Here is a 22,233-nt window from a genome sequence, read left to right as displayed (position 1 = left end):
ATGATTCACCAGTATAGCCAAATGTCCGCAATAAAAGCACTGCGGGGGTATTTTGCAAAAACTATTCAGTAAATGGACTAAATAGTTAACTTTGGTGAGGAGCTATTTCCTCCAATGGTACTCATTCTCTCTCAGATTGTCGCCTAGGCCATTATTTGAGCTGTCTGAGTTTGAGTTACGGAATAATAAGGTGAGACGAGTTTGAGACTGGCTAGTTACTAGTGCTCAGCCTTTCGCTAAGAGCCAGCGCCGCAAGCGGTTGGAGTCGCCAAAGGGGGTCAGTTTGCCAAAGGAGTTAAGCAGTACGATGGAGAGTTCTTCGCCTTCGATTTTGGCCTTCATAACGAGGCAGCGCCCCGCTTCGTTGATATAACCAGTTTTGCTGAGGTCGATATCCCAGTTATCATTTTTTAGCAGACGGTTGGTGTTGTGGTAGGTCAGTGTGCCGCGCTTGGAGAAGGGTTTGACCACCATGCTGCGAGTTGTGCTGGCCTCTGTGATCAGCGGATAGTCATCAGCAGCAGCGATCATTCGCGCCAGATCTGAAGCAGTGGAGAGGTTGTCAGAGCGCAGGCCTGCGGGGTCGGCAAATTGACTGTTAGTCATGCCCAGTGCGACTGCTTTGTTATTCATCGCCTCAACAAAAGCCGACATGCCGCCGGGGTAGCTGCGCCCCAAGGCATTGGCGGCTCGGTTTTCTGAGGACATGATGGCCAGTAAAACTAATTCGCGGCGACTCAAGCTCGCGCCATAGGCCAGTCGTGAACCGGTGAGGCGAACGAGATCCTGGTCTTCGCGAGTGATGGTCACAGCTTCGGAGAGATCTAGATTGGCGTCCAGAGTGACCATGGCGGTCATCAGTTTGGTGATTGAAGCTATGGGGCGAACAGTATCGGCATTTTTGCCGTAAATCACATTGCCCTTAGCATCGAGAATTAATGCCGAGGCCGAGTGTAGCTCTGGGGCGCCTTTAATATCGATAAAACGAGAGTTGGCTGCATGCGAGCTGGCGGCAAGTAGCATGCTCAGTGCCAGCACTTTCAGTACTTGCATGGTGTCGATCCTGATGGTCTGCTGTTATGGCTGTAATACGCTGTCTAATTTTATTTATGCAAGCAGCTTAAGTAACTGTGCGGGACTGCTCCACACTGTGTAAGTATTTTGCCCCAAGCCTTTGGGGGATACCAGTTTAGCCAGGCTCAGATTCTGCTCCGGCGTCCACCCTAAGTAAGCCGCGGAAGGCTCGCAGGGCCGAGGATTCGCCAGTGATCACCTTGTACACGTCCTCTGCGATGGGCATTTCGACCTGGTACTCTCGCGCTAAGGCCATGACCGCTGGCGCACTTTTGGCACCTTCAGCAACCATAAACATTTCCGCACTGATCTCTTCCATGGAGCGGCCTTTGCCCAGTTCTATTCCCACGTGCCGGTTGCGGCTCTGGGGGCTAGTACAGGTTGCAATCATATCGCCCATGCCGGCAAGTCCAGCGAAGGTTTCAGGTCGCCCACCCATGGCCACGCCTAGCCGAGTAATCTCTGCTAAGCCGCGGGTGATTAAAGCGGCTCGAGTATTATCGCCAGCTCCCTGACCGTCGCCCATGCCCACCGCTATAGCGATGATGTTTTTCAGCACACCGGCGATTTCACAGCCCAGTACATCATCGTTGGTGTATACCCGAAACAGGCCACTTTTAAATATTTTCTGTAGCTCACTCAAGATCACTTTATCAGCCATGGCCAAGACACTGGCGGCGGCCTGCCCGTCCATAATCTCGCGGGCTAAATTGGGCCCGGTGAGCACACCGACCGGATGCCCAGGTAATACTTGATTGATGATTTCTGTCATTCGCATGCGGGTGTCGAGTTCTAAGCCTTTGGTGAGGCTAATAATTGGCACCCAGGGGCGCAGGTGCTTTTTCACTTCCTTGAGCACGGCGCGAAAGTTTTGCGAGGGAATGGCCATCACCAGTACGTCGGCGTCGGCTACAGTCTCGTGAATATCATGGCTGGCGCGCAGTTTTGGAGGTAGCTGGGCATCCCCTAGGTATTTACTGTTGCGCTGATTCTCATTGATATCTCTGACGGTGTCCGGATTGCGGGCCCACAAAGTGATTGGTGCATTGCGCGCCACTAGTGAGGCAACGGTAGTGCCCCATGAACCGCCGCCGAGCAGTCCTACTTTCAGCTTGGTCATAATTTTCTCCTTGCGCGGTTTAGCTTTCCTGTCTCAAGGCTGGTATCGCCTCAATATCTGTAGGCACTTGCTCCTGGTTCAGCGGGGCGTGCTCAATAGCGGCGCGGTTAGCCAAGCTAATCGCACGGATGACTTCCAGTCTGCGCAAAATCTCGCGCAGCTCTTTAGATAGCGCTACACGTTTCTCGCGAAGCGCAGCATGATCCTCGCCCTCAATGAGCTGGCGGTGCTGGAGCAGCTGGTAGCCGTTTTTGAACAAGAGTTTTCCGATAGAGGACTCACTGCTGATACGGCGCTGCATATAGGCTTGCCGACCTAGCTTTAAGGCGCGGTTGACGCAGTCTTGTTGCTCTAATATTTCGCCGGGCTCTAGTCGTGAGGCGAGATCGGCAACTACTGAGTAGGCCTCGGCATAGGTCAGCAAGGCCATGTGGCCAACCAGAGGACGCATGCCCGTGAGCAGGGCGGTAATACCGCGTCGACCAGATTGGAGTTTTTGCTCCCACTCGGCGTCGTAGCGCTCTAGTTCTTGGCAAATTTGCTGGTGGAACTCAGCCTTAGGTGAATAGAAAAATTCAAATTTAAATAGGTCACGCAAGTTGTCCACTTCATTCCAGAAGCGTTCTGCTGGGATATCACGGGGATCTTCACTAGTCTTTAACAAGGCCAGTTCAATAATCGCTTTATTGATAAAGAAATGAATGATGGTATTGCGGTAATAGCTCGCTACAGGCTGTTGCTCAGGTGCAATACCGTAGACGGTCTCTGGGCCTCCATCGTAGCGTGTAATAATACCTTCGTTGATCATGATGCCCAACAGACCATCCATATGATCCGCATAGGCTCGGTCGAAGTCCGCTGAGATGCGCAGCTGCCGCTCCTCCGCCCACTGTAGGAGTCGGTCGAGGTCATCGCTCACCTCGGCCTCGGTTAAGGCCCGAGGGGCGGCGCCGAGAAGACTCATCGCAACCAGTGCCGGGAAGGTAACTGGAGTGACGCGGTTGGCTTCGACAGCCACTTGGAAAGCAATTTTAGATAGCGCCAGACTGTCGTCTGGAGCGGGCGCTCGAGCTAGCACCACGGGCTGGCCAATGTCCATGTAGACTTTGCCCATCGGGCGGGCCAGGCTGCGAATGTAGCCGATAAACCAGCGCAATGATTCAGCGCCTTTACCGCGGCCAGTTTGCTCAGTGGCGTATTCTTCTACGTCTCGAATCAGGTCGTAGCTAATGGTCACAGGGATAATATGTATGTCCCTGGCGTCGTTGCTATAGCAGGCTTCCAGAACGTACTTGAGTAAGCCGTAACGAGGAGGCATCAATTTGCCCATCCGCGACCGGGTACCCTCGAAGGACCAGTTCATCGGAAAACGTTTTTCCATCAGGTACGCGATGTAGTGACGCAGGGTGAGCTTGTAGAGCTCGTTGTCTTTAAAACTGCGTTTGATAAAGATGCCGCCGGCGCGATGAATAAGAAAACCAATACCTGCAAAGTTGATGTTGGCACCGCCAAACATGTGCGGCATTGGGAAGTCGTTGTCGTAGAGAACTTTTGGTACCACCATGCCATCGAGGTAGGTTTTATGGGTCCACAGTAGCAGGGAGGGGTAGTCGCGCACGGTATTGCGCATTTGTTCTACGGCTTGCTGGTCGTAAACGATGCGATCCTCATAGCCCAGTCCGAGGCAAAAGTTATTGAAGCGAGCGTAGACATCCAGCCAGAATTTACTGGGCGTAGATATCATCTCCTTCATGTACTCGGAGGCTTCTTTCATCAGCTCGGACTTTGTTTTGCCTTGTTCTTGTGCGAGCTTTTCGACTGCCTCATTAAAGCTGCGGTTGGTGCGCAAACTTTCGGCGACGTAGCGGGGTACTTTGTAGCGGCTGCCCTGTAAGCGACGCTCCGCGATATCCAGCACAATCGCTGCTTGGCGAGCCACGAATATGCCAAAGGAGCTGCGATTGTCAGCAAGGTTTCGCTGATATTTGCGCTGATATCGCTCGCGCAGATTGGTCAGAGTATCGGGCTCGCCGGCAATTAGATGCATGCGCTCTGGTTCATTGGCCATGATCCGACGCGCGCGGCGCGCGTTGGGCTGCCGCGGATCACCGAGTAATAAATTGCGCAGACGCGGCCTTGAGCGTCGTTTGTCTTCGCTGGCTGTCCAGGCAACCCGCAGGGGCGCAATGACAGTCGAGCCATCCATGTCGAGGTGCTCCAGCAGTTGCTGGGCATTAATAGTCTTGCGGTCATCAGCCAGGGTCATCTCGACCTGAATGCTTTCGCCACTGGTGCTGGCGTGATCACTGACCCATTGGCGGAGCAGTTCAAGCTCTACTTTGCTGCGAGCATCAAAGATAAAAACAACCTGGCCTTGAGGGTCCTTAGGCCAAGGACTGCTGCTGTTAAGTTTGTCGATCAGTTTAGCGTTGCTCATTTCCCACCACTCACTGCATTTTTAGGCTTGGCTTTTGATCGTGCTGCTGGCTTGGCTGCTTTTGGGCTGGCACTAGATTTAGGCGCAGCGCCTTTAGTTGTGGTTTTTGATTTGGCCTTAGCCTTAGCCTTAGCCTTGGTTTTGGTTTTGGTTTTGGTTTTGGTTTTGGTTTTGGTTTTGGCAGCAGGCTTTGCCTTAGTTTTTGCTTGAGTTTTCTTGTTTGTCGCTGTTGCTTCGGGCTCCAGTGCTTGTCCGAGCGCTTTTAAGAATAGATTTCGTACGCTGCGCACATGATCATCCAAATCTTCGACTTTCCAGTCCTCAGTGGAGATGGGTTCGAGTACTTCGACATCGACGCTCGCAGGGCGAAATACAAATTCACCTTTTGGCGCCACATCGCCGGCATTGTGAATAACGATAGGTACTATCGGCACTCCTGCCTGCATGGCTAAATGGAAGGCACCTTTCTTGAAAGGCAGTAGCTTTGCTGAGGTGCTGCGTGTGCCCTCTGGCGCTAGAGCCACAGATTTACCTTCCTCACGCATCGCATCAACGAGTGGAGTCATAGCTTCGATAGCATTTTTTGAGTTGCTGCGATCGATAAAGACTACCCCGCCAAGCTCGAGTACTTTGCCAATAATCGGTAGTTTTTTAATTTCTTGCTTGCCTACACTAGCGATATCGCGGCGCAAAAGGCTGGCTATTATGACTACATCAGCTTTACTTTGATGATTGAAAATAAACACTGCGGGGCGCTGGTCCCAAAGGTTTTTCTGCCCTTTAATGTTCAGGTGTAGGCCGATTAGTGCGCTGGCGGTATCGGCAAACAAAGAAAATGAGAAGTTCAGAGAATCTCGGCGTGACCCAGTTAGCGCATAAATTGGCAGCCCCGCAGCATAGGCTGAGACTACGCTGGCAGTGGCCGCTACAGAGCGTAACCACTGGGACATGGTGGCTCGACCGCGGCTGCCAAAGCGTGCGCTGGGCCAATTACGGTCGTTAGCAATGCCGGCCAGGCGAGCATTGGGGTTTAAGGCCCGGGGCAAGCCTACCCGTTCGAGTAACAACAAGTCATCGCTGCTGTCGCTGTAAAAAAAGCTGGCATCGAGCTCGGCCCCCGTTGCTTTAGCTAACATCTCGGCGGCATCTACCTTACCTTGACCAAAACAGGTCGGCGACAAGACTGAGCCAGTAAAGCGGCCTTTTTTGACTTCTAGCTCAGTGCACAGCACGTGTTCGATGCCTAAATCTTCGGCGGCATATTTAACTTGGTAGGGGGTGGCTGAGGAAATGACCGCGACGCTGTGACCTTTGCGCTGGTGCGCTTCAATCAGCGCTCGCGACTCTGGATAAATCATCCTTGCTATCTGTTTGTCGTAGAGTCGCGCACCTATTTCTTCGTAGGTCGCCTCTTCAACGCCGCGCATAAACTGAGCGGTGACCGCCATCATGGCAGAAAAGCCCATTCTACCCATGCCAAAACCGGTCATGGCGGCGGATAGTTCCACCAGTTGTCTGGGCGAAATATCACCGCGTCGAAGCTGTTCGCGAATAAAGACTGTGGCTGAGTAGCCGGCAATGATGGTGCCATCGAAATCAAAGATTGCAGCTATGGAGGGGCCATCGGGGGCGTCGTTAATGTCCTTCAAGAGCTGGTCTATTGTCGTCATGTGTTCTGCGCCTGCTGTTATCTTTTTGTCGGTCCATGCAAGACCCTAAGCAGAAGCATAACGCATTAATAGTGGTGAAGGGCAAGGGCAGCCGCGGTTAAAAGGGGCTTTTTGTGACTCGCTCCCTATTTACCGCGGGCTAATTTGTTCAGTTGAAGGCCTGAGGCTAGGTTTAGGAGCTTAAAGGCCGTGCATTGCCCTGTTCGTCAAACTCCATCATGGCGTTGCGTGGATCATCTGTTTCCCAGTAGCCGCGCAGCGCGAGCAACTTGCCTTCGTCGTTGACTTCGTAGGTGAAAACTCCGTGAATATTTTGCTGTATTTTCTTACCCTCACCGCTGTCAACAGTCACTGTGAGTAGTACATGGTTAGCGACTTCTTTGCCTGCGGCATAGGACTCTAAGATCTCAATATTGATATTGGCAGGGGCGATGAAATTGTCCCAGAAGGCTTCTCGGGCTGCAGGTCCACGGTGCCCATCACCCACAGGGTCAATGTGAGAGACGCCAATTGGATCTTCAATAATAGCATCTTCGGCGTATAAGCTTAGCCAGCCTTCGCGGTTCTTTTCGTGCACATACTGCCGTGACAAGAGAGCGGCGCGACGAGCGGGGTGTTCATTGTCAAACATAAGTCGTCTCCAGTGGTGAGTTTGTGTCAGAGGGTTACCCGATCCACCTCCAGTGTAGCCTGTTGCGAGCTAAGCAATGGCCGTCACGGTTTAAGCAGTCGGGATATAGGCAAAAATAACAGCCCTATGCTGGGTCTTATTGCAGCATTTATCAACACTCTAGCTGGACAGCTGTCACCACCGAAGGTTGTCGCTAATGCTTCAGAGTGATGCAGGCGCTATGATGACTTGTCAATAAATGGGCTGATGGATCGCTTTTTGGACGCTGGGTCATGGATAAAACTTTAGCCAAAATACTGTCACTGTGCCTGGTGCTGGCTACGCTGCAGCCGCTGCAGGCTGCGACATTAATATATAACGTCAATGGCTATAGCCTAAATCAGGGCGAGCTGCAGCGCTTTGTCGCCTTGGAGTTTGAGCAGGACAAGGTGACACGCCTCTACGCCAGCGCTCTTAATGCAGAGCGCAGTAGCGCCGAAACACGTATTGATGCTGGAGGTGCCACACTGCTGCCGGGCTTGATTGATGCACACGGTCATGTGAGCGGCCATGGCCGGGCACTGTCCTCAGTGGATTTGGTGGGGGTGACTAGTGAGCAGCAAGCTGTACAGCGGGTGGCGAGCTACTTGGCGCAGCATCCGGCCAGTGAGTGGGTGCAGGGGCGAGGCTGGAATCAGGTCTTGTGGCCTGAGAAAACTTTCCCTAACAAGGCAAGTTTAGATGCTATTAGCGCCGACAGCGCGGTGGTTTTAACCCGAGTCGATGGTCACGCCTTGTGGGCCAACTCAAACGCTTTGGCTTTGGCGGGAATTAGCGCCAGCACCCCCGACCCTGAAGGCGGTCAGATAGTGCGTGATAGCAAGGGGCAGCCCACTGGGGTGTTAATTGATAACGCTATGACCCTAGTGCACAGAGTGATGCCTCAAGCGAGTGTTGAGCAGTTAGCGCAGTGGCAGTACAGGGCCTTAGAAGATCTGGCCAGCTACGGTATTACCTCAGTGCATGATGCCGGTGTATCTGCGCTGGAAGTGCAGGCCTACCGCGTCTTACAGCGGGCCGGTCGCCTACCCATTCGGGTCTATGCGATGCTCGATCTGCGCGATCCAGGCAACGATGTTTACCTAGAGGCTGGCCCCTCAGTGGATCAAGCACACAGGCTGGATGTTCGCAGTGTTAAGATCTGGGTCGATGGCGCCTTGGGCTCTCGAGGTGCGGCTTTATTTGAGGATTACAGTGACGCGCCCGGTGAGCGCGGTTTGCTGTTGCAGAGTGCTGAGGCCCTCGAGCAGCATATGAACCGCGCGGTGGCGGCAGGTTATCAGGTCAGTGCCCATGCTATTGGTGATCGAGCCAATGCTCGAGTGCTGGACTTATACGAGCGTCTTAACAGCGACCCCAAAAGTGCAGCTTTAAGGCACCGAGTCGAACATGCGCAGGTTTTGCGCAGGCAAGATATTGCGCGTTTTCCAGCGCTGAACGTGATTGCATCGATCCAGCCTTTACATGCAGTTAGCGATAAAAATATGGCTGGCGCACGCCTAGGGAAGGAGCGACTACAAGGAGCCTACGCCTGGCAGTCGCTGCTAGCGAGTGCTTCGCATATGGCCGCTGGTTCCGACTTTCCCGTCGAGTCGCCTAATCCCTTTTTAGGGCTCCATGCAGCGGTGAGTCGTCAGGATCAAAGTGGGGAGCCAAATACTGCTTGGATGCCCGAACAGAAAATAAGCCGCTTAGATGCTCTGGCGCTATTTACGGAAGGTGCGGCCTACGCAGCGCATCAAGAAGCGGCCATAGGTCGCCTTCAGCCGGGTTATTTTGCCGACTTTATTCTCATCGACAAAGATTATTTTGAGGTGCCAGAGGCTGAACTGGGGCAGTTGCAGGTGAAGGCGGTGTACGTTGCCGGTAAGCAAGTTTATCAAGCGCCTCGATTCCGCTGATAATGCGGCCATGGCGAAATAGCATAGGCAGGCCCCATAAAGGCTAAAAAAACACGAAATACAAAATCGCAGTTGAGCAATCTGAGCTGCAGCCGTATAATGCGCCTCCTTAATAGGACTATAGCTCAGTTGGTTAGAGCGCTACCTTGACATGGTAGAGGTCCCCAGTTCGAATCTGGGTAGTCCTACCAAATATCTCAGCGGCAGCGACCGCTAAAAAAGGCCCTCACGCAGGGCCTTTTTTGTTGCTTTCGATCAGCAGGCCTTTGCTAGGCTCTCAGACCCGCCAGGGGGACGATAACTTTAGCACTGCTTGATCTCACCATCGTCCAGCGCCCCATGCTAACTAACTGTTAAAACAAGCACTGATTTGCGGCTAAATTCGCTTGCCTCAAATAGCACGTTGTCGTCTTATATCGCTAATTGCGTGAATCAAAAACACCCCGGTCATTGCTAAAAGCACTGTTACATTTGTTGGTGCAAGAGCTAGCGCTGCAAGGCTAAGTACCAAGGTAATCACAGCGTTGCGCAGCAGGGGAGCCCGCTCAGCTTTGGGGTGGTAAATTTGCAGTAGCAGTTGTAGCGCAATGAGAAAGACTGCCGTACTGAGACCAACGAGCAGCTTGTAATCGGCCACTGCCAGTACTGGATCGATGGCGAAACCGATCATAGTTGCAATGCCACCTAGGCCGATAAATAGCGCGAGATGCAGATAGATGACTGCCTGGCCGGTACCCAACTCCTGGCCGTAGATCCGCCTTTCCAGATTGTCGTAGTAGACCCACCAAATAGCAGCAAGGAGCAAGAAGCCGGCCACTGCTGCCACGACAGTTTGTAGGGATACCGCGACGCTTTCAAAGGACGATACTAGGTTTGCCACTGATTCGCCGAGTAAGATAATGATCAAAAGCGCGTAGCGCTCCGGCACGTGATGGCTCTCGACCGGGGCGCGTGCCAGATAGCGCCGTCCGAGCAGTGGAAAAATAATATCGACGATAATGCCGAGATAGAGCACCACATATTTCCATGGCCCGGTAAAGAGTAGTGACGACAGACTAATTAATAGCCCCACGGTGAAGCCCAGGCCGAGAAACTTAGCTACATCCCGACAGGCCCCTTCAGCGAGCATGGCAGCTCGTCCATACATCAGTACGAGGAGGCCGCGAAGGGCGACATAGGACAGCAGAAAACCGAGATAGTTAGGATCAAAATCCGGATCAATAAATACTGATAAGGAGGCGGCGACGGCCATTTGCCCGAGGGTCATGAGACGCTGAAAGAGGTCATCATTATCAAAGCGATTGGCGAACAGAGTATGGCCAGTCCATGCCCACCACAGTGGGATCATAATCAGTATGTACTTGAAGTATGACTCGAACTCGATCTGTCCCTGATTGGCATGGCCCAGGGTATCGACAGCCTTGGCAATTGCTACCACGAAAATCAGATCGTAAAACAGCTCAAGCCAGGTTGCTTTGCGGATTGTCTCATTCATTAATAAGCCTTAACTCCATGCTCAAGGTGGCGTTGTTGTGAGATTTTTTCAGAACTACAGCCCGACAGGCAATGTTAATGTGGGCACATTTTGTGCGCCACCGGCTTCTAGTTCCAGTCGGAGCAAGGAGATCAGTGCTCCCAGACTACGCCGGGAGGCTAGGTCCTCAGCCTGAATATAAAACCAACGCCCTCGGTGTGGCACCGCGATGTAGGCGCTGTCAGGCTTTTCCTCCGCGGTTTTGATGCGAAACAGAGTGCTCATAGGTGCGTCGATTGAAGCTGCATCCTGAGCATGGCTGTCCTTGGCTGGCAAAGTCACGCCTTGGGCCAAATAAGCCATGATGCCCAGGGGGGAGCGCGTCGCGATGTACAGCGTATCCAGCGGCCGTCCTAGTTCCTGCCCGTCTTTGTCTGCTAAATCAATGGCATAGCTCTGCCGGCCGGCCTCGATACCTAAGCTGCGGGCCACATGCTGCCACTCGAGCGTTGGCCTCAATGAACTATCAACCTTAAGTGTCAGGCGGTATACCTTTTGGGCTAGGACATAGCCCTTATCTCGAGCGAGCATGCGATAGCCACTTTTGGCGGCTTCCACTATGTCAGCAGCGCTGACCATTGTGGCCGGTACCAGAGCTGAGATATCTTCAAACTCATCGCTTAGGCTCAATGTGACAAGACCCTCACGCTGCCATTTAGCGAGGGTCGAAATGATCTTGAGTAGTTCCGCTGATGATGGGGATTCAGATGTCTCTCGCGCCACACCAATCGGCGTGCCGACAGAGTTAATCTGGCGAACAGTCAGCTCAAAAATCCGATCTAGTCCCCAGCCGTATTCGATTAAGCGGTACAGCGTTTCTGGCCCCACTGGAGCGGTTAGCTGACGTGTGAATTCTTGTCCTTGCTGCGGAGTGAAGGTAATAGTCGGGCGCTCTGCGAAACCAAGCTCAGCCTGTGGCTGAATCGATCTGGCATCGCCATCGCCGTCAAATTCACTACTGACTCCGACAGTCGTAGTGAGCTCAAATTGTGAGGATATACTGTTGATGGCAAGAAACTCAGGCGTTTCGTGATAACGCAAGCGGACGATATTGAGTAGTAGTTCGCGCTGCTCGGTGATTTGAACCGCCTCGTTGTATGCCATGCGACTGCTGGCGAGCCGTTCTGGGCCTATGCTACAGGCGTTAAGTAGTACTGTGCCTACGATCGCGAGCTGCCACCGTGGGCTTAGCAGGGTTGGCGAAAGGTTGAGGCAGTGCCGCTTGTGAGTTACAGCAATCATTAGCGTGCGTAAAAAATTGAGCATAATTGTCATGTTATAGAGCCTCAATTTTCGGGTTTCGCGCGCTGCACTAGGTCGCGCTCGTCGAAGGTATCTCGACAGACAATGAAAGTGGCCGCTCTAAGGAGCGGCCACTTTAGTCAAAGGGCTAGCCTGTTTTTCAGGTGTTGGCTAAGGCCTTATTTCGCTGCTTCTTGGGCGCGAGTGTAGCTTTCGGTCACGGCGCGGTATTCCGGTACGAGTTCGGAGTACAGCGAGCCCCACTTAGCGGCATCAGGACGATTCCAAGTGCGGTGTGTCTCACTCAGCATGGTGTTGGTGGTGACTGGAATAATACCTGCTGCAGTCATTCGGGCTAAGGCCGCGTCAGAGGCCATCTTGCTGACGTCACCTGAGGCATCCATTACGGTGAATACCTTGTAGCCTTCAGCATGGGCCTGCAGGGCAGGGAAGGCGACACAGACGCTGGTCCAGACGCCAGCCATCACCAAGGTTTTTCTGCCAGTCGCTTTCACGGCTTTAACAAAATCCGCATTATCCCAAGAGCTCACTTCGCCCTTACGAGCAACATATTGGGCACTAGGCATTGCAGCGGGGAGCTCTTCCATGATTGGGCCATTGGGGCCATTGGGCTCAGAGGCGGTGTAGATAATTGGAATACCTGCCTGTTCCGCGATCTTTGCCAGCGCCACGGTATTGGCTCTCAACTCGCTTACGGAGATGTCGTTGACGGTCTGGAATAGACCGGTCTGGTGGTCAAGCAATAACAATACTGCGTCATTTGGATCAAACAGAGCCTCATTCGCAGCTTTGCTCGGCTTGTGCGATAGACCTTTAAGGTGCAGTTGGCTTGCTTCCTGCGCCTGAGCCACGCTGGAGAACATTATCGGCTGCATGAGTAGCGAAGCACATGCGGCAAACGCGAGAAGAGCTTTTCCAAGTCGTTTTGTGCGTTTCATAATCGTATCCTGAGGTGATTAAAGTATTGTGTCGCGACCTTTTCAATTTGCGGCCGTCGAGTCGAAAGTGTAGTTCAGCATTTTAAAAGTTGTTTAAATCTATAAAACCATAGGCTTACCTCCACAATTGCTTTGTTCAAGAAAGCTGAAGTGATGGCCCCCGGATTTCAGTCACTTTGAGGGCCAGCAAGAGCTCAGTTCTGGCTTCAGTTAGCGGCTTTGTAACCATTGAAGCGCGCCACCGGCGACCACTCTGGCTGAATCGGAGGTAATTGTGGCGCCAACTCAGCATATTCAGCTGCGCCATAAACAACTTTGCCTCCCACCACAGTCAGAACGGATTCAATGTCCCGGATTTGCTCATCTGGCACTGTAAAGTAGTCTGCGTTTAGCACAGCCAAGTCTGCGTATTGGCCAGGCTCAATACGGCCCTTCTGGCCTTGTTCACCTGAAAACCAAGCGCTACCTTCGGTGTGTAAGCGCAGGGCTTGAGCGCGGGATAGGCGATTTTCACTTGGATAGACTTGTGTGCCACCCACCGTCTTGCCGGTGACCGCCCAGTACAAGGTTATCCAGGGGTTGTAAGTAGCCACGCGGGTGCCATCACTGCCCAAGCCGACAGGGAGGCCGCTCTCGGCGAGTTTACGCAATGGCGGCGAAGTGGCGGCAAGGTCCTTGCCATAGCGCTCGATGAATTGTTCGCCGGCATAGGCCATTCGGCTTTGTAGCGCTATGCCGCAGCCCAGTGCCTTGACGCGTTCGATATTGCTGTCAGTGATCGTCTCCACATGATCCAGAGTGCAGCGCAGCTCATCGAAGGGGTGCTCGGCATCCACTTTTTCCCAGATATCTAAAATTTTGCTCACGCTCTCGTCATAGGTAGCGTGAATGCGGATCGGCCACTTGTTCTCGGCCAGATACTTGGTGACCTCGTAGAGTTCTTGTCGCATGTAGGGCTTGCTCAGGATCTCGGGTCTTGCTGCGGTAAAGTTCTCGAAATCACCAGCGTTCCAGGTGAGGAACTCGCCGCCGCCTTCAAGCACGTAGCCATTGGCGAGGTCAGCTTGGTTTTTACCCTGCTCGAAATTGTTCACCCAGTAGCGGAAGGTGCTCAGCTCCTTTTCCGGGCTTTGGGGGAACAGGTAGTAGGACACGCGCAGTGGCATTTCGCCCTGCTCCGACAGCTTGCGAGTGCCTTCATAGTCATCCGGGAAGATGTGCCCGCCGCCGCCAGCATCAATTACACTGGTCAGTCCGAAACGGTTAAGTTCACGGTAAAAGTGCTTGGTTGAATTGACCTGCTTCTCTTCTGAGAGACCGGGCAGCGTGCCGATGGTCTGATACAGGATGGTGGGATTGGGTTCGGCGTAGAGGATAGCACCGCCGTCCTTGGTCATCTCGTAGCGCCCGCCCTTTGGCGCCTGGGTGTTTTCAGTAATGCCCAGCTTTTCCACCGCAGCAGCGTTTAAGAAGCCCCGACTATAAAGGAATAAGACAAACACCGGTGTGTCAGGTGCAGCTCGGGTCAACTCGGCCGGGGTGGGCATGCGCTGTTCTTCGAACTGGTAGGGCGACCAGCCGCCGATCACCCGCACCCACTCACCTTGCGGCGTACGCTTGGCTTGTTCGCCGACCATGCTCAATGCCTCTTTTAGGCTGTCGACGCCGTCCCAGCGCAGTTCCAAATTGTAGAATCGCCCGCCACGCACAACGTGGCTGTGGGAGTCGTTCAAGCCTGGGATTACGGTGCGGCCTTGTAAATCAATGGCTCGAGCCGTCTCTCCAGCCTTCGCCAATAACTCTTGGCTGCCACCCACCGCCGCAATATGACCGTCGCTGATCGCTACAGCCTCGGCGAAGCGGTAAGCGCCATCGTCTGTGGATACAGCGACCTTGCCGTTATGCAGGATCAAATTAGCGGCTGACAATGCTTTGTCTGTGCTGGGCACCTCTGCGGCCCCTGCCCCAGCTGTAAGACCCGCGCTGGCAATCAAACTTAAAGCGATACGAACTGTTAGTTTCTTAGCCATCGTATTTCTCCTATAGCTGCCTTATTCAGGCAGTGGGATGTATTCCTCTTCGTCCCCGGTGACCTTGGGGAAGGTTTGGGCTTTCCACTCGTCTTTTGCCTGCTCTATGCGCTCGCGGCGACTGGACACAAAGTTCCACTCCATATAGCGCTTGCCTAGGTTCTGGCCGCCAACGATGGCGATGCGTGAATCGCGAGTAGCCGTTAACTCGATACCTGGGGCGCTCGATAACACAGCCATGGCGTGCTCTGGCACTAGGGTGTCGTTTGCTTTTACTTCGCCCTCTGCGACATAGACAGCACGCTCTTCGGCATCGGGCACGATGATCTGTTGCCCCGCCTTGAGGTGTGCTTCAAGGTAAAGTGTGTCCGCAAATACCTTGACGGGTGATGTGGCACCAAAGGCACTACCCATAATCACTCGGACTGGGACACCTTTAAGATCAAGTCGTGGAATATCGGCGTCTGGATAGTGGTAAAAGGCCGGATCAATCTCCTCATCGGCTTCTGGTAAAGCCAGCCAGAGTTGCAGCCCGTGGAGGCTGTGGGCTGTTGCAGTGACTTCGGGCCTCTCCCGCTCGGAATGGGTGATGCCCTTGCCGGCGACCATGAGATTGACATCCCCAGGGCGGATAGGCTGGTAACTGCCGAGGGAGTCTCGGTGTAATATCTCTCCCTCGAACAAATAGGTCACTGTCGCTAGGTTGATATGTGGGTGAGGGCGCACATTGATACCTTCGCCGGCGGGGAAATCGGCGGGCCCCATGTGGTCGAAGAAAATCCACGGTCCAACCATCCGGCGTTGGCGAGTCGGCAGCACGCGTCGGACTGAGAATCCGCCAAGGTCCTTGTCACGCGGCTGAATCAACAGCTCCACGGTTTTGCATCCGCTAGGCTCGACACAGTTCTGGTCAAAATCTTCAGTGGGTTTTAGTGTTTGCGTACTCATTATTTATCTCCTGCCTGAAATTGTTTTCCAGCCTGTAAAAGTCGCGTCCATTTACCTAAGGCCACAACCATTTTATTGATATGCGCTTTAGTATCCTCATCGGTGAGCCTGCCTTGCTCATCGAAGCGCTCATGGGCAGAGGCGATCATCACTTCGGGCTTGTTAAGGCAGTGCACATCTAAAAACACCATGGAGCGACGCAAGTCGTACTGTGCACGCACTCCACCTAATAAACTCATACTGCTGCTCATGATAGCTGCTGGCTTACCGGCAAAGGGCTGCGGCTGTTCACGGGATACCCAGTCAATAGCATTCTTCAGTACAGCAGGCATTGAATAGTTGTACTCAGGTGTAGAAAACAGCAGGGCATCAGCGGCAATGATTTGTTCCACAAGCTTAGTCACAGCAGCCGGCACTTTCTCATCTCGCAGGTCCTGGTTATACAAAGGAATCTCTGAGAGGTCGGCAAATTCAATGTTCATGTCACTCGGAGCGTTATCCCGGGCTACGCGTAGTGCAGCGGTATTGTAAGAGTCACGCCGCAGGCTACCGGAAATGCCGAGCACATTAAGTGTCTTGCTTGAGTCAGTCATAAAATCTCCTATTAAAAATTGAGGATTCAGGGTGTTGAGAAGAAACGATTTTTAATAATCAACTTCATGTTCCTGCTCTGCACCCGAACGACATTATTAAGTTTCTAAGTGACCCAGTTGAAGTGCCTAACACCCCACAGGCTTCTGGGATGTGCTCTAGATTATAGACTTCGAAAAAGAATAAAATTGATTTATTCTGGCCCTATCATTCTATAAATTAGAATATCAGTGACTTGGCTTTGCCAAGTTCTAACAGAGGGCTGCCTGGCGAGGCAGCCTCTTATCTCGAGCACTGCTCAAAGCGCTCTAAAGCAGTATTTTTAGTAGAAGTAATGTGCCTGTGATGCCAAGCAATATGCGACAGCACAGGGTGAAGACCGCTTCATTTAAGTGAGCCTGTATTTTGTGGCCGAGATAGACACCGGCGATAGCCAGAGGCAACAAGATCAAATCAAGCACAAAAAACTCTAAGCGCCACACATTGTTCATGCTGTAGGGTATGAGCTTGACGACATTCATCAGGGCAAAAAAGACCGCTGCCTGCGCCAGCCATACTTTCTTACTGGTCCCTTTAGACAAAAAATAAATACTAATAGGCGGGCCACCAGCATGTAACAGGGTGCTACTGATACCCGATAAGGTTCCCCAGATAAATGCAGCGCCAGGTAACTTTCCCAGTAGCGGTGTTAGTTGCTGCCAGCTAGCAAAAACAATACAAAACAGCGCCAGAATCCATTGCAGGCTTGTCGATGACAGTGAGGCCATCGCCGTTCCTGCAAGCGCAATACCCAGCAAAGCGGCAAGGCCTATGTCCCTAACCTCTCGCAGATTAACCGTAGACCAATAAAGGCGAACGGTTTTCATATCCATAATTAAGAGCAAGGGCAGCATGAGTGCTGCAGCTTGCTGGACGGGCATGACCAGTGACAGCAAGGGAACTGCCACTACGCCAGCACCGCCAGCAAAGCCTGATTTGGAAATGCCGGTTAATAAAACCCCTGTAATGGCTAGTAGCCAGAACAGGGGACTATCTGGAGCAGCCACTTCAGCTCGCCTTGATGGCAGGTAAGTCAAACCATAGCGCCGTTAGATCAGTCTGAGCGCTAATGTTTAAGCTCTCCTGATAGGCTCCGAGCGCATCACCTGCTGCCAGCGGATGGCCGTTGGCCTCTAGCTGACCCTCAATGACATGCAGGTAGCCGGGGCGCTGTTGTGTGTCGAGCTGAAACTCATCCCCCTGCTTCAGTTGCAAGCGATAAAGGCTGGCATCTTGATGCATAGACAGTGAGCCCTCACGGCCATCAGCTGTAACCAGTGGGGTTAGCGGTCCCCGCTGTTCAACAGATTTTTGCTCGTAACTTGGCGCAACCCCTTTTTTGTTGGGTTGAATCCAAATTTGCAAAAAGCGCAGAGGCTTATTTTGGGAGTGGTTGAACTCCGAATGGGTGACGCCTGTGCCAGCGCTCATACGCTGAATATCACCGGCAGGCACAATATACTGCTGACCCATACTGTCTTTGTGCTCGATAGAGCCTTCTAAAACATAGGAGATAATTTCCATGTCTCGATGGCCGTGCGTGTCAAAGCCAGCGCCGCCTTGAACGGTGTCATCATTGATGACCCGCAGTGCTGAGAAACCCATGTGCTTGGGGTCAAAGTAATTTCCAAAAGAGAAAGAATGCTTACTCTTGAGCCAGCCAAAGTCTGCTCGGCCACGTTCGTTGCCATATCGTAGGTAATACATAGTGTTCCCCTCAGTTGTGATGGGGGCAATCTTAGCGAATCGAAGACATCATAAGAATTTCATATTTTGATGCCTTTTATTCTAGATACTAGAACGTAGAGCGGAATGCTGGGCTTACTATGTCTCTGAGTTTGACATATCCATCGTTGATAAGCGCAGTTCTCCCATAAATTCTCGCGCTGCAGGGCCGACGCGGTCTTTATCGAAGTAGTTTAGGTAAAAACTCACCCTCCGGCTGCCGCCATCTTTAAGCTGGAGGCGCTTAAGAGTGCCCTCGCTTAAGGCATCCTTGATTGCGGGCAAAGGTAGCCAAGCGTAACCCATATTGTTTTCGACCAGTTTTATCGAGGTATGTAAATGGCTGACAGACCATCGTTGTTTTGCTCCCAGCCAGCCAGCATCAGTTTTATTCTGGATGGCGGAATCGTGGACGATAACCTGTCGAAACGATCTTAAATTCTCCACACTCAGCTCATGGCCTAGCTGGTGCAGGGCATGATTTTTATGCGCAACAGCCACAAACTCTATGCAGCATAGCTCATCATTCAGGCCGTTATTCATGGGTAGAGGAGATAAGGCAATATCGACGTTGCCCTCCGCTAATAGCTCATTAGCACCTGATAGTATGGTATCAATAAGGTCTATATTAATTTGCGGGAACAGCGCAGAGACTTTTTCTAATGCTTGGAAAACCGTGTCTTGGGGAAAGGCGGCATCAACGGCGATGCGCAGCTCTGTCTCAACGCCAGAGCTTAGAAAGTCAGCCACTGCTTCAATGCGGCTAACTTCTTCAAGTAAGTACTGAGCCCGGTGCAAGAGCACTTGGCCGATATCTGTCAGTGAGGTTTTGCGGCCCTTTACCACCAATAACTTAACGCCAAGCGTATCTTCTAATTTGCTAACAGCATGATGAATGCTTGATGTGCTTTTGTGGATTTTACTGGCTGCTTGATTAAAACCGCCTTCATCGACGACAGCTTTAAACATCCGCCACTGCTCCAGCGTAGTTTTGTGCAATGCGGATTCCCCCTGAGCAAATGAACTATCTATTTTTTATAGAGTGTACCTTTTTCTAGCTTATAGGAAATCCACGTTTCACTAGAACTGTAAACAGAGCTGCTCTTTAGTCTTTACCCAAAACAATTAACTAAAGACCTGTCATCGGCAGCAACTAGCGGCTTAAGTAACGCAGTAGAAAAAAGCCGCTCAAGCCCGCCACTAAGGAGGCTAGTAAGATGCCGGTTTTAGCCATCAGTAAATCGTGGGCCTGCCCAGCAAAGCCTAAATCAGCGATAAAAATTGACATGGTAAAGCCGATGCCGCTGAGCAAACCGACACCGATAATGTGACTAAAGTTAATCCCCTTGGGCAAGTCTGCCCAGCCTAGCTTCACTGCCAGCCAAGAAAAGCCGGCAATGCCGAGCGGCTTACCGAGGACCAAACCGCATAACACCCCCAAAGTGATGCTGTTGCCTAAGTAGTCACTAAAGTTAGCGAAGTCCACTGGGATACCCGCATTGGCCAGTGCAAAAATAGGAATCACCAGGTAGGCAACTGGTAAATGGAGGGCCCGTTCAGCACGCTGCGCTGGAGCTTGCACCAGTTTTACGCCCTTGCCCAGCGCGGTCACTTTTGCGCGAAAGGGCTCATTGTGAATGATGTCTGGTTGTTCCCGAACAACGCGGCGCATGTTTCTCGAGGCAACTTCGACTCGGTCGATAAAGGTATCCGCTTCAAACTTAGGCCGGATTGGGATGCTAAAGGCAATAATCACCCCGGCGATTGTGGCGTGAATGCCACAGGCCAGCATTGCCACCCATAGCAGTGAACCGACAATGGCGTAGGGCAGGGAGGCGCGAATGCCAGCGATATTAAGAAATACCATTAGGCCACTGCAGGCTAAGGTGTAGAGTAAGGCGTTGATGTTTAAGGAATCGGTATAGAACAGGGCAATAACGGCGACGGCACCGAGGTCATCGACAATCGCCAGTGCGATCAAAAACGTCACTAAGGCTTTTGGAATACGTGATCCGAGTAAGCTCAAAGCGCCGATAGCGAAGGCAATATCGGTGGCCATGGGGATCCCCCAGCCGTCGACGCCCGGCCCGGAAGTATTGAACACCCAGTAGCCTAGGGCGGGAATGAGCATGCCGCCGAGTGCCGCAGCAATGGGCAGGAAGGCCTGTCGCGGTGAAGACAGCTCTCCTACTAGCAGTTCGCGCTTAAGCTCTAGCCCCATCACTAAAAAGAAGAAGGTCATCAGCAATTCGTTAATCCAATGATGCACGGTAAACGAAAAGCTGTGCTCGCCAATCCCCAGTGTTATGGCTGTCTGTAAAAAGTCTTCATAGACGTCGTGCCAGGGACTGTTGGCAATCACTAAGGCAATTACTGCACAGGCCATCAGCAGGATGCCGCTGGTGGTTTGGCGATGGATAAACTCTTCCAGCGGCGTCATCAGCCGGTCGAAAGCTTTTTCCCAGGGAGCGTGGTAAATACCTCGTGACATAGGACAGTCTTTTTTAAAGAGTGAGAAGAGTGCTGACTATGCCGCGCTGTGACTGCGCGGCATAGTTATTGTAGATGATTAGTTGCCTAAGCCGAGGAAGGGGCCGTCAACACAAGATCGGCGCCCATCTGGCAGGGCGCAGGCCCCGCAGATGCCCACTCCGCACTTAGTCAGGTAATCAATGGCATTGAAAATTTGCTCGGGGCGACAGAACTCGCGCTGCACAGCTTCCGCGGCATGCACCATGGGGGCTGGGCCACAGTTGTAAAACACCAGTTTGTCGAGCTCATCGGCCGACAGTTTCTCCAGTGCTTGCCGAAGCAATTCGGTCACCACCCCGTGGAAGCCGACACTGCCATCGTCGGTCGCAACATGCACGTCGGCAATTTGCCGGCATTCCTCTAAGAAATACAGTCGCTCAGCAGTTCTTGCGCCGGTGAAGATATGCGCGTTGCCGAAGTCGCGAGCAATTTGGTACACCGCAGCCAGCCCGGTGCCACCGGCGACCGCCATAATAGTGGCGTCTTCTGGGGGGGATACGGGGATGCCGTGGGGGCCGCGGACATAGGCCTGAGTGCCTTCGGGCAAATCCATCAGCGCGTGAGTAAACTCACCGACATCGATCACTGCCAGAGAGAATGGGTCGTCTGTCATTGCCGAGAAGGGTTTTTCGCCCAGGCCGGGGATCCACAGGAAGACGAATTCACCTGCCTGTATGTTGATCTTGCGGTCAAAAGTGAGAACCGTGATGTCGTGGCAGACGCGCTTGTTTTCCACCAGAGTCACGGGATTAAAGCGCATATCGATATCGTAGCGGATATGGCTTTCAGCGCGGTTGCCGTCAGTGGCTAAGTCGCTGCTTAGTTGCTGGAAGTAAGCGGCCATTTCCTCAGTGGTCATGCCCACTAGTGCAGAGCCGACCCCGACTACAGTGGCGCCAGCATCAAAGTAGGCCCGCACGTCATCGGCACTGCTGACACCGCCACAGCCAATGACGGGTAGGCCAGTGACCTGCGCAACTTCCCGAACACATTTGAGGCCAATAGGCAGCACGCCTTTACCTGACATCCCGCCGGCGCCGTTGCTTAATATGGGCTCGCCATGGGCGGAGGTGTAACCGGGGCCGACCGTGTTGATCGCACAGATGCCATCTGCGCCACCGGCTACTGCTGCTTGGGCAATGACGCCGATATTGGGTGCATTGGGGGTCAGTTTGGGGATCACCGGGATATCCACTACGGCTTTGACCGCAGCAGTGATCTCTCGAACCAGCTCGGGGTCTTGGCCCATAGCCATGCCATAGCCTTTAGCATGAGGGCAGGATAGGTTGAGCTCCAAACCATCCGAGACGGGGGCCATAATTTTTGCCACTTCGACAAACTCTTCTACACTGCCCCCGAAAATCGAAGTGAGCAGGAAGCGGTCTTCTGGCACTTTGAGCTGCGCCATCAATTCAGCGGATTTATGCGCCCCAGGGTTGGTCAGTCCCACGGCATTAACAAAGCAGCCCGGTGCGTATTGGCTTAACACCGGTTCTCGATTACCTAGGCGTGGCTCTAGACCGATACTTTTAGTGGTCAACACACCCACTTCTGGCATGTGGTCGAAGATGTACTGAATAATGGGGACCGCCGTGCTCACGATGCCGGAGGGCACTGTGAAGGGGCCGGACAGGGTCTTGCCAAAGAATTCGATAGTCAATGCGCTGCTCGAAGTTTAGTTAAGTGATTCAGGGCTCGACCCAAAGGCCGGATGAGCGGCAATTATACTGTCTCGACCGGTGTGAGTCTAAGCACGATCAA

Annotated in this window: 17 protein-coding genes and 1 tRNA gene; 2 read left to right on the top strand and 16 right to left on the bottom strand. The window is 52.8% G+C overall.

What is annotated here, in order from left to right; all coding sequences use genetic code 11:
- Window positions 1-225: 225 nt before the first annotated feature.
- The 5 genes from pbpG to H2508_RS09990 all read right to left on the bottom strand — a co-directional run bounded on the left by pbpG (window position 226) and on the right by H2508_RS09990 (window position 6,932).
- The gene (gene pbpG / locus H2508_RS10010) at window positions 226-1,053 is read right to left on the bottom strand and encodes a D-alanyl-D-alanine endopeptidase (RefSeq protein WP_182172662.1); all 828 of its coding nucleotides are present in this window, start codon (window positions 1,051-1,053) and stop codon (window positions 226-228) included.
- Between the two features lie 136 nt (window positions 1,054-1,189).
- Window positions 1,190-2,194 (bottom strand): NAD(P)H-dependent glycerol-3-phosphate dehydrogenase, encoded by a 1,005-nt coding sequence (locus tag H2508_RS10005; protein WP_182172659.1) that lies wholly within the window; start codon window positions 2,192-2,194, stop codon window positions 1,190-1,192.
- Between the two features lie 19 nt (window positions 2,195-2,213).
- The gene (locus H2508_RS10000; protein ID WP_182172656.1) at window positions 2,214-4,631 is read right to left on the bottom strand and encodes a glycerol-3-phosphate 1-O-acyltransferase; all 2,418 of its coding nucleotides are present in this window, start codon (window positions 4,629-4,631) and stop codon (window positions 2,214-2,216) included.
- A complete protein-coding gene (locus tag H2508_RS09995) occupies window positions 4,628-6,301 on the bottom strand; it encodes an HAD-IB family hydrolase (RefSeq protein WP_182172653.1) in 1,674 nt (557 codons plus the stop codon). Before H2508_RS09995 ends, H2508_RS10000 begins: the two co-directional genes overlap by 4 nt.
- Before the next feature lie 172 nt (window positions 6,302-6,473).
- Window positions 6,474-6,932, bottom strand: coding sequence for a nuclear transport factor 2 family protein (locus tag H2508_RS09990; protein WP_182172650.1), 459 nt, complete (start codon window positions 6,930-6,932; stop codon window positions 6,474-6,476).
- A 272-nt stretch (window positions 6,933-7,204) separates the two neighbouring features.
- Here H2508_RS09990 and H2508_RS09985 point away from each other — a divergent pair, with 272 nt between their 5' ends.
- On the top strand, window positions 7,205-8,872 hold the full coding sequence (locus tag H2508_RS09985) for an amidohydrolase (protein ID WP_182172647.1): 1,668 nt from the start codon (window positions 7,205-7,207) through the stop codon (window positions 8,870-8,872).
- A 114-nt stretch (window positions 8,873-8,986) separates the two neighbouring features.
- Window positions 8,987-9,063: transfer RNA gene (locus H2508_RS09980), tRNA-Val, on the top strand.
- Between the two features lie 200 nt (window positions 9,064-9,263).
- Here the strand turns inward: H2508_RS09980 and H2508_RS09975 are convergent.
- The 11 genes from H2508_RS09975 to H2508_RS09925 form a co-directional block, all read right to left on the bottom strand.
- On the bottom strand, window positions 9,264-10,367 hold the full coding sequence (locus tag H2508_RS09975; RefSeq protein ID WP_182172644.1) for a low temperature requirement protein A: 1,104 nt from the start codon (window positions 10,365-10,367) through the stop codon (window positions 9,264-9,266).
- Window positions 10,368-10,421: 54 nt separating this feature from the next.
- Window positions 10,422-11,510 (bottom strand): hypothetical protein, encoded by a 1,089-nt coding sequence (locus tag H2508_RS09970; protein ID WP_182172641.1) that lies wholly within the window; start codon window positions 11,508-11,510, stop codon window positions 10,422-10,424.
- 317 nt (window positions 11,511-11,827) lie between these two features.
- Window positions 11,828-12,607, bottom strand: coding sequence for an isochorismatase family protein (locus H2508_RS09965; RefSeq protein ID WP_220463684.1), 780 nt, complete (start codon window positions 12,605-12,607; stop codon window positions 11,828-11,830).
- A gap of 206 nt (window positions 12,608-12,813) precedes the next feature.
- Window positions 12,814-14,637, bottom strand: coding sequence for an amidohydrolase (locus tag H2508_RS09960; RefSeq protein WP_182172638.1), 1,824 nt, complete (start codon window positions 14,635-14,637; stop codon window positions 12,814-12,816).
- Window positions 14,638-14,658: 21 nt separating this feature from the next.
- The gene (locus H2508_RS09955) at window positions 14,659-15,585 is read right to left on the bottom strand and encodes a pirin family protein (protein ID WP_182172635.1); all 927 of its coding nucleotides are present in this window, start codon (window positions 15,583-15,585) and stop codon (window positions 14,659-14,661) included.
- A complete protein-coding gene (locus H2508_RS09950; RefSeq protein WP_182172632.1) occupies window positions 15,585-16,178 on the bottom strand; it encodes an NADPH-dependent FMN reductase in 594 nt (197 codons plus the stop codon). The genes H2508_RS09955 and H2508_RS09950 overlap by 1 nt, the downstream gene beginning before the upstream one ends.
- Window positions 16,179-16,484: 306 nt before the next feature.
- The gene (locus H2508_RS09945) at window positions 16,485-17,222 is read right to left on the bottom strand and encodes a sulfite exporter TauE/SafE family protein (protein ID WP_182172629.1); all 738 of its coding nucleotides are present in this window, start codon (window positions 17,220-17,222) and stop codon (window positions 16,485-16,487) included.
- Window position 17,223: 1 nt separating this feature from the next.
- Window positions 17,224-17,922, bottom strand: a complete 699-nt coding sequence (locus H2508_RS09940; protein ID WP_182172626.1) for a pirin family protein — start codon at window positions 17,920-17,922, stop codon at window positions 17,224-17,226.
- A 117-nt stretch (window positions 17,923-18,039) separates the two neighbouring features.
- Window positions 18,040-18,939: a LysR family transcriptional regulator gene (locus H2508_RS09935; RefSeq protein WP_182172623.1), complete on the bottom strand. Its 900-nt coding sequence runs from the start codon at window positions 18,937-18,939 to the stop codon at window positions 18,040-18,042.
- A 154-nt stretch (window positions 18,940-19,093) separates the two neighbouring features.
- Window positions 19,094-20,431 (bottom strand): Na+/H+ antiporter NhaA, encoded by a 1,338-nt coding sequence (nhaA, locus tag H2508_RS09930; protein WP_182172620.1) that lies wholly within the window; start codon window positions 20,429-20,431, stop codon window positions 19,094-19,096.
- 78 nt (window positions 20,432-20,509) lie between these two features.
- Window positions 20,510-22,132, bottom strand: coding sequence for a tRNA-dihydrouridine synthase (locus H2508_RS09925; RefSeq protein ID WP_182172617.1), 1,623 nt, complete (start codon window positions 22,130-22,132; stop codon window positions 20,510-20,512).
- Window positions 22,133-22,233: the final 101 nt, after the last annotated feature.

The organism is Sediminihaliea albiluteola (assembly GCF_014077625.1).
Lineage (GTDB): Bacteria > Pseudomonadota > Gammaproteobacteria > Pseudomonadales > Halieaceae > Sediminihaliea > Sediminihaliea albiluteola.
This window is presented reverse-complemented; position numbering and strand designations above follow the sequence as displayed.

Excerpts from the sequence above, each read along its gene's own strand:
- pbpG (WP_182172662.1), bottom strand. The coding sequence starts at position 1,053 with ATGCAAGTACTGAAAGTGCTGGCACTGAGCATGCTACTTGCCGCCAGC.
- H2508_RS10005 (WP_182172659.1), bottom strand. The coding sequence starts at position 2,194 with ATGACCAAGCTGAAAGTAGGACTGCTCGGCGGCGGTTCATGGGGCACT.
- H2508_RS10000 (WP_182172656.1), bottom strand. The coding sequence starts at position 4,631 with ATGAGCAACGCTAAACTGATCGACAAACTTAACAGCAGCAGTCCTTGG.
- H2508_RS09995 (WP_182172653.1), bottom strand. The coding sequence starts at position 6,301 with ATGACGACAATAGACCAGCTCTTGAAGGACATTAACGACGCCCCCGAT.
- H2508_RS09990 (WP_182172650.1), bottom strand. The coding sequence starts at position 6,932 with ATGTTTGACAATGAACACCCCGCTCGTCGCGCCGCTCTCTTGTCACGG.
- H2508_RS09985 (WP_182172647.1), top strand. The coding sequence starts at position 7,205 with ATGGATAAAACTTTAGCCAAAATACTGTCACTGTGCCTGGTGCTGGCT.
- H2508_RS09975 (WP_182172644.1), bottom strand. The coding sequence starts at position 10,367 with ATGAATGAGACAATCCGCAAAGCAACCTGGCTTGAGCTGTTTTACGAT.
- H2508_RS09970 (WP_182172641.1), bottom strand. The coding sequence starts at position 11,510 with ATGGCATACAACGAGGCGGTTCAAATCACCGAGCAGCGCGAACTACTA.
- H2508_RS09965 (WP_220463684.1), bottom strand. The coding sequence starts at position 12,607 with ATGAAACGCACAAAACGACTTGGAAAAGCTCTTCTCGCGTTTGCCGCA.
- H2508_RS09960 (WP_182172638.1), bottom strand. The coding sequence starts at position 14,637 with ATGGCTAAGAAACTAACAGTTCGTATCGCTTTAAGTTTGATTGCCAGC.
- H2508_RS09955 (WP_182172635.1), bottom strand. The coding sequence starts at position 15,585 with ATGAGTACGCAAACACTAAAACCCACTGAAGATTTTGACCAGAACTGT.
- H2508_RS09950 (WP_182172632.1), bottom strand. The coding sequence starts at position 16,178 with ATGACTGACTCAAGCAAGACACTTAATGTGCTCGGCATTTCCGGTAGC.
- H2508_RS09940 (WP_182172626.1), bottom strand. The coding sequence starts at position 17,922 with ATGTATTACCTACGATATGGCAACGAACGTGGCCGAGCAGACTTTGGC.
- nhaA (WP_182172620.1), bottom strand. The coding sequence starts at position 20,431 with ATGTCACGAGGTATTTACCACGCTCCCTGGGAAAAAGCTTTCGACCGG.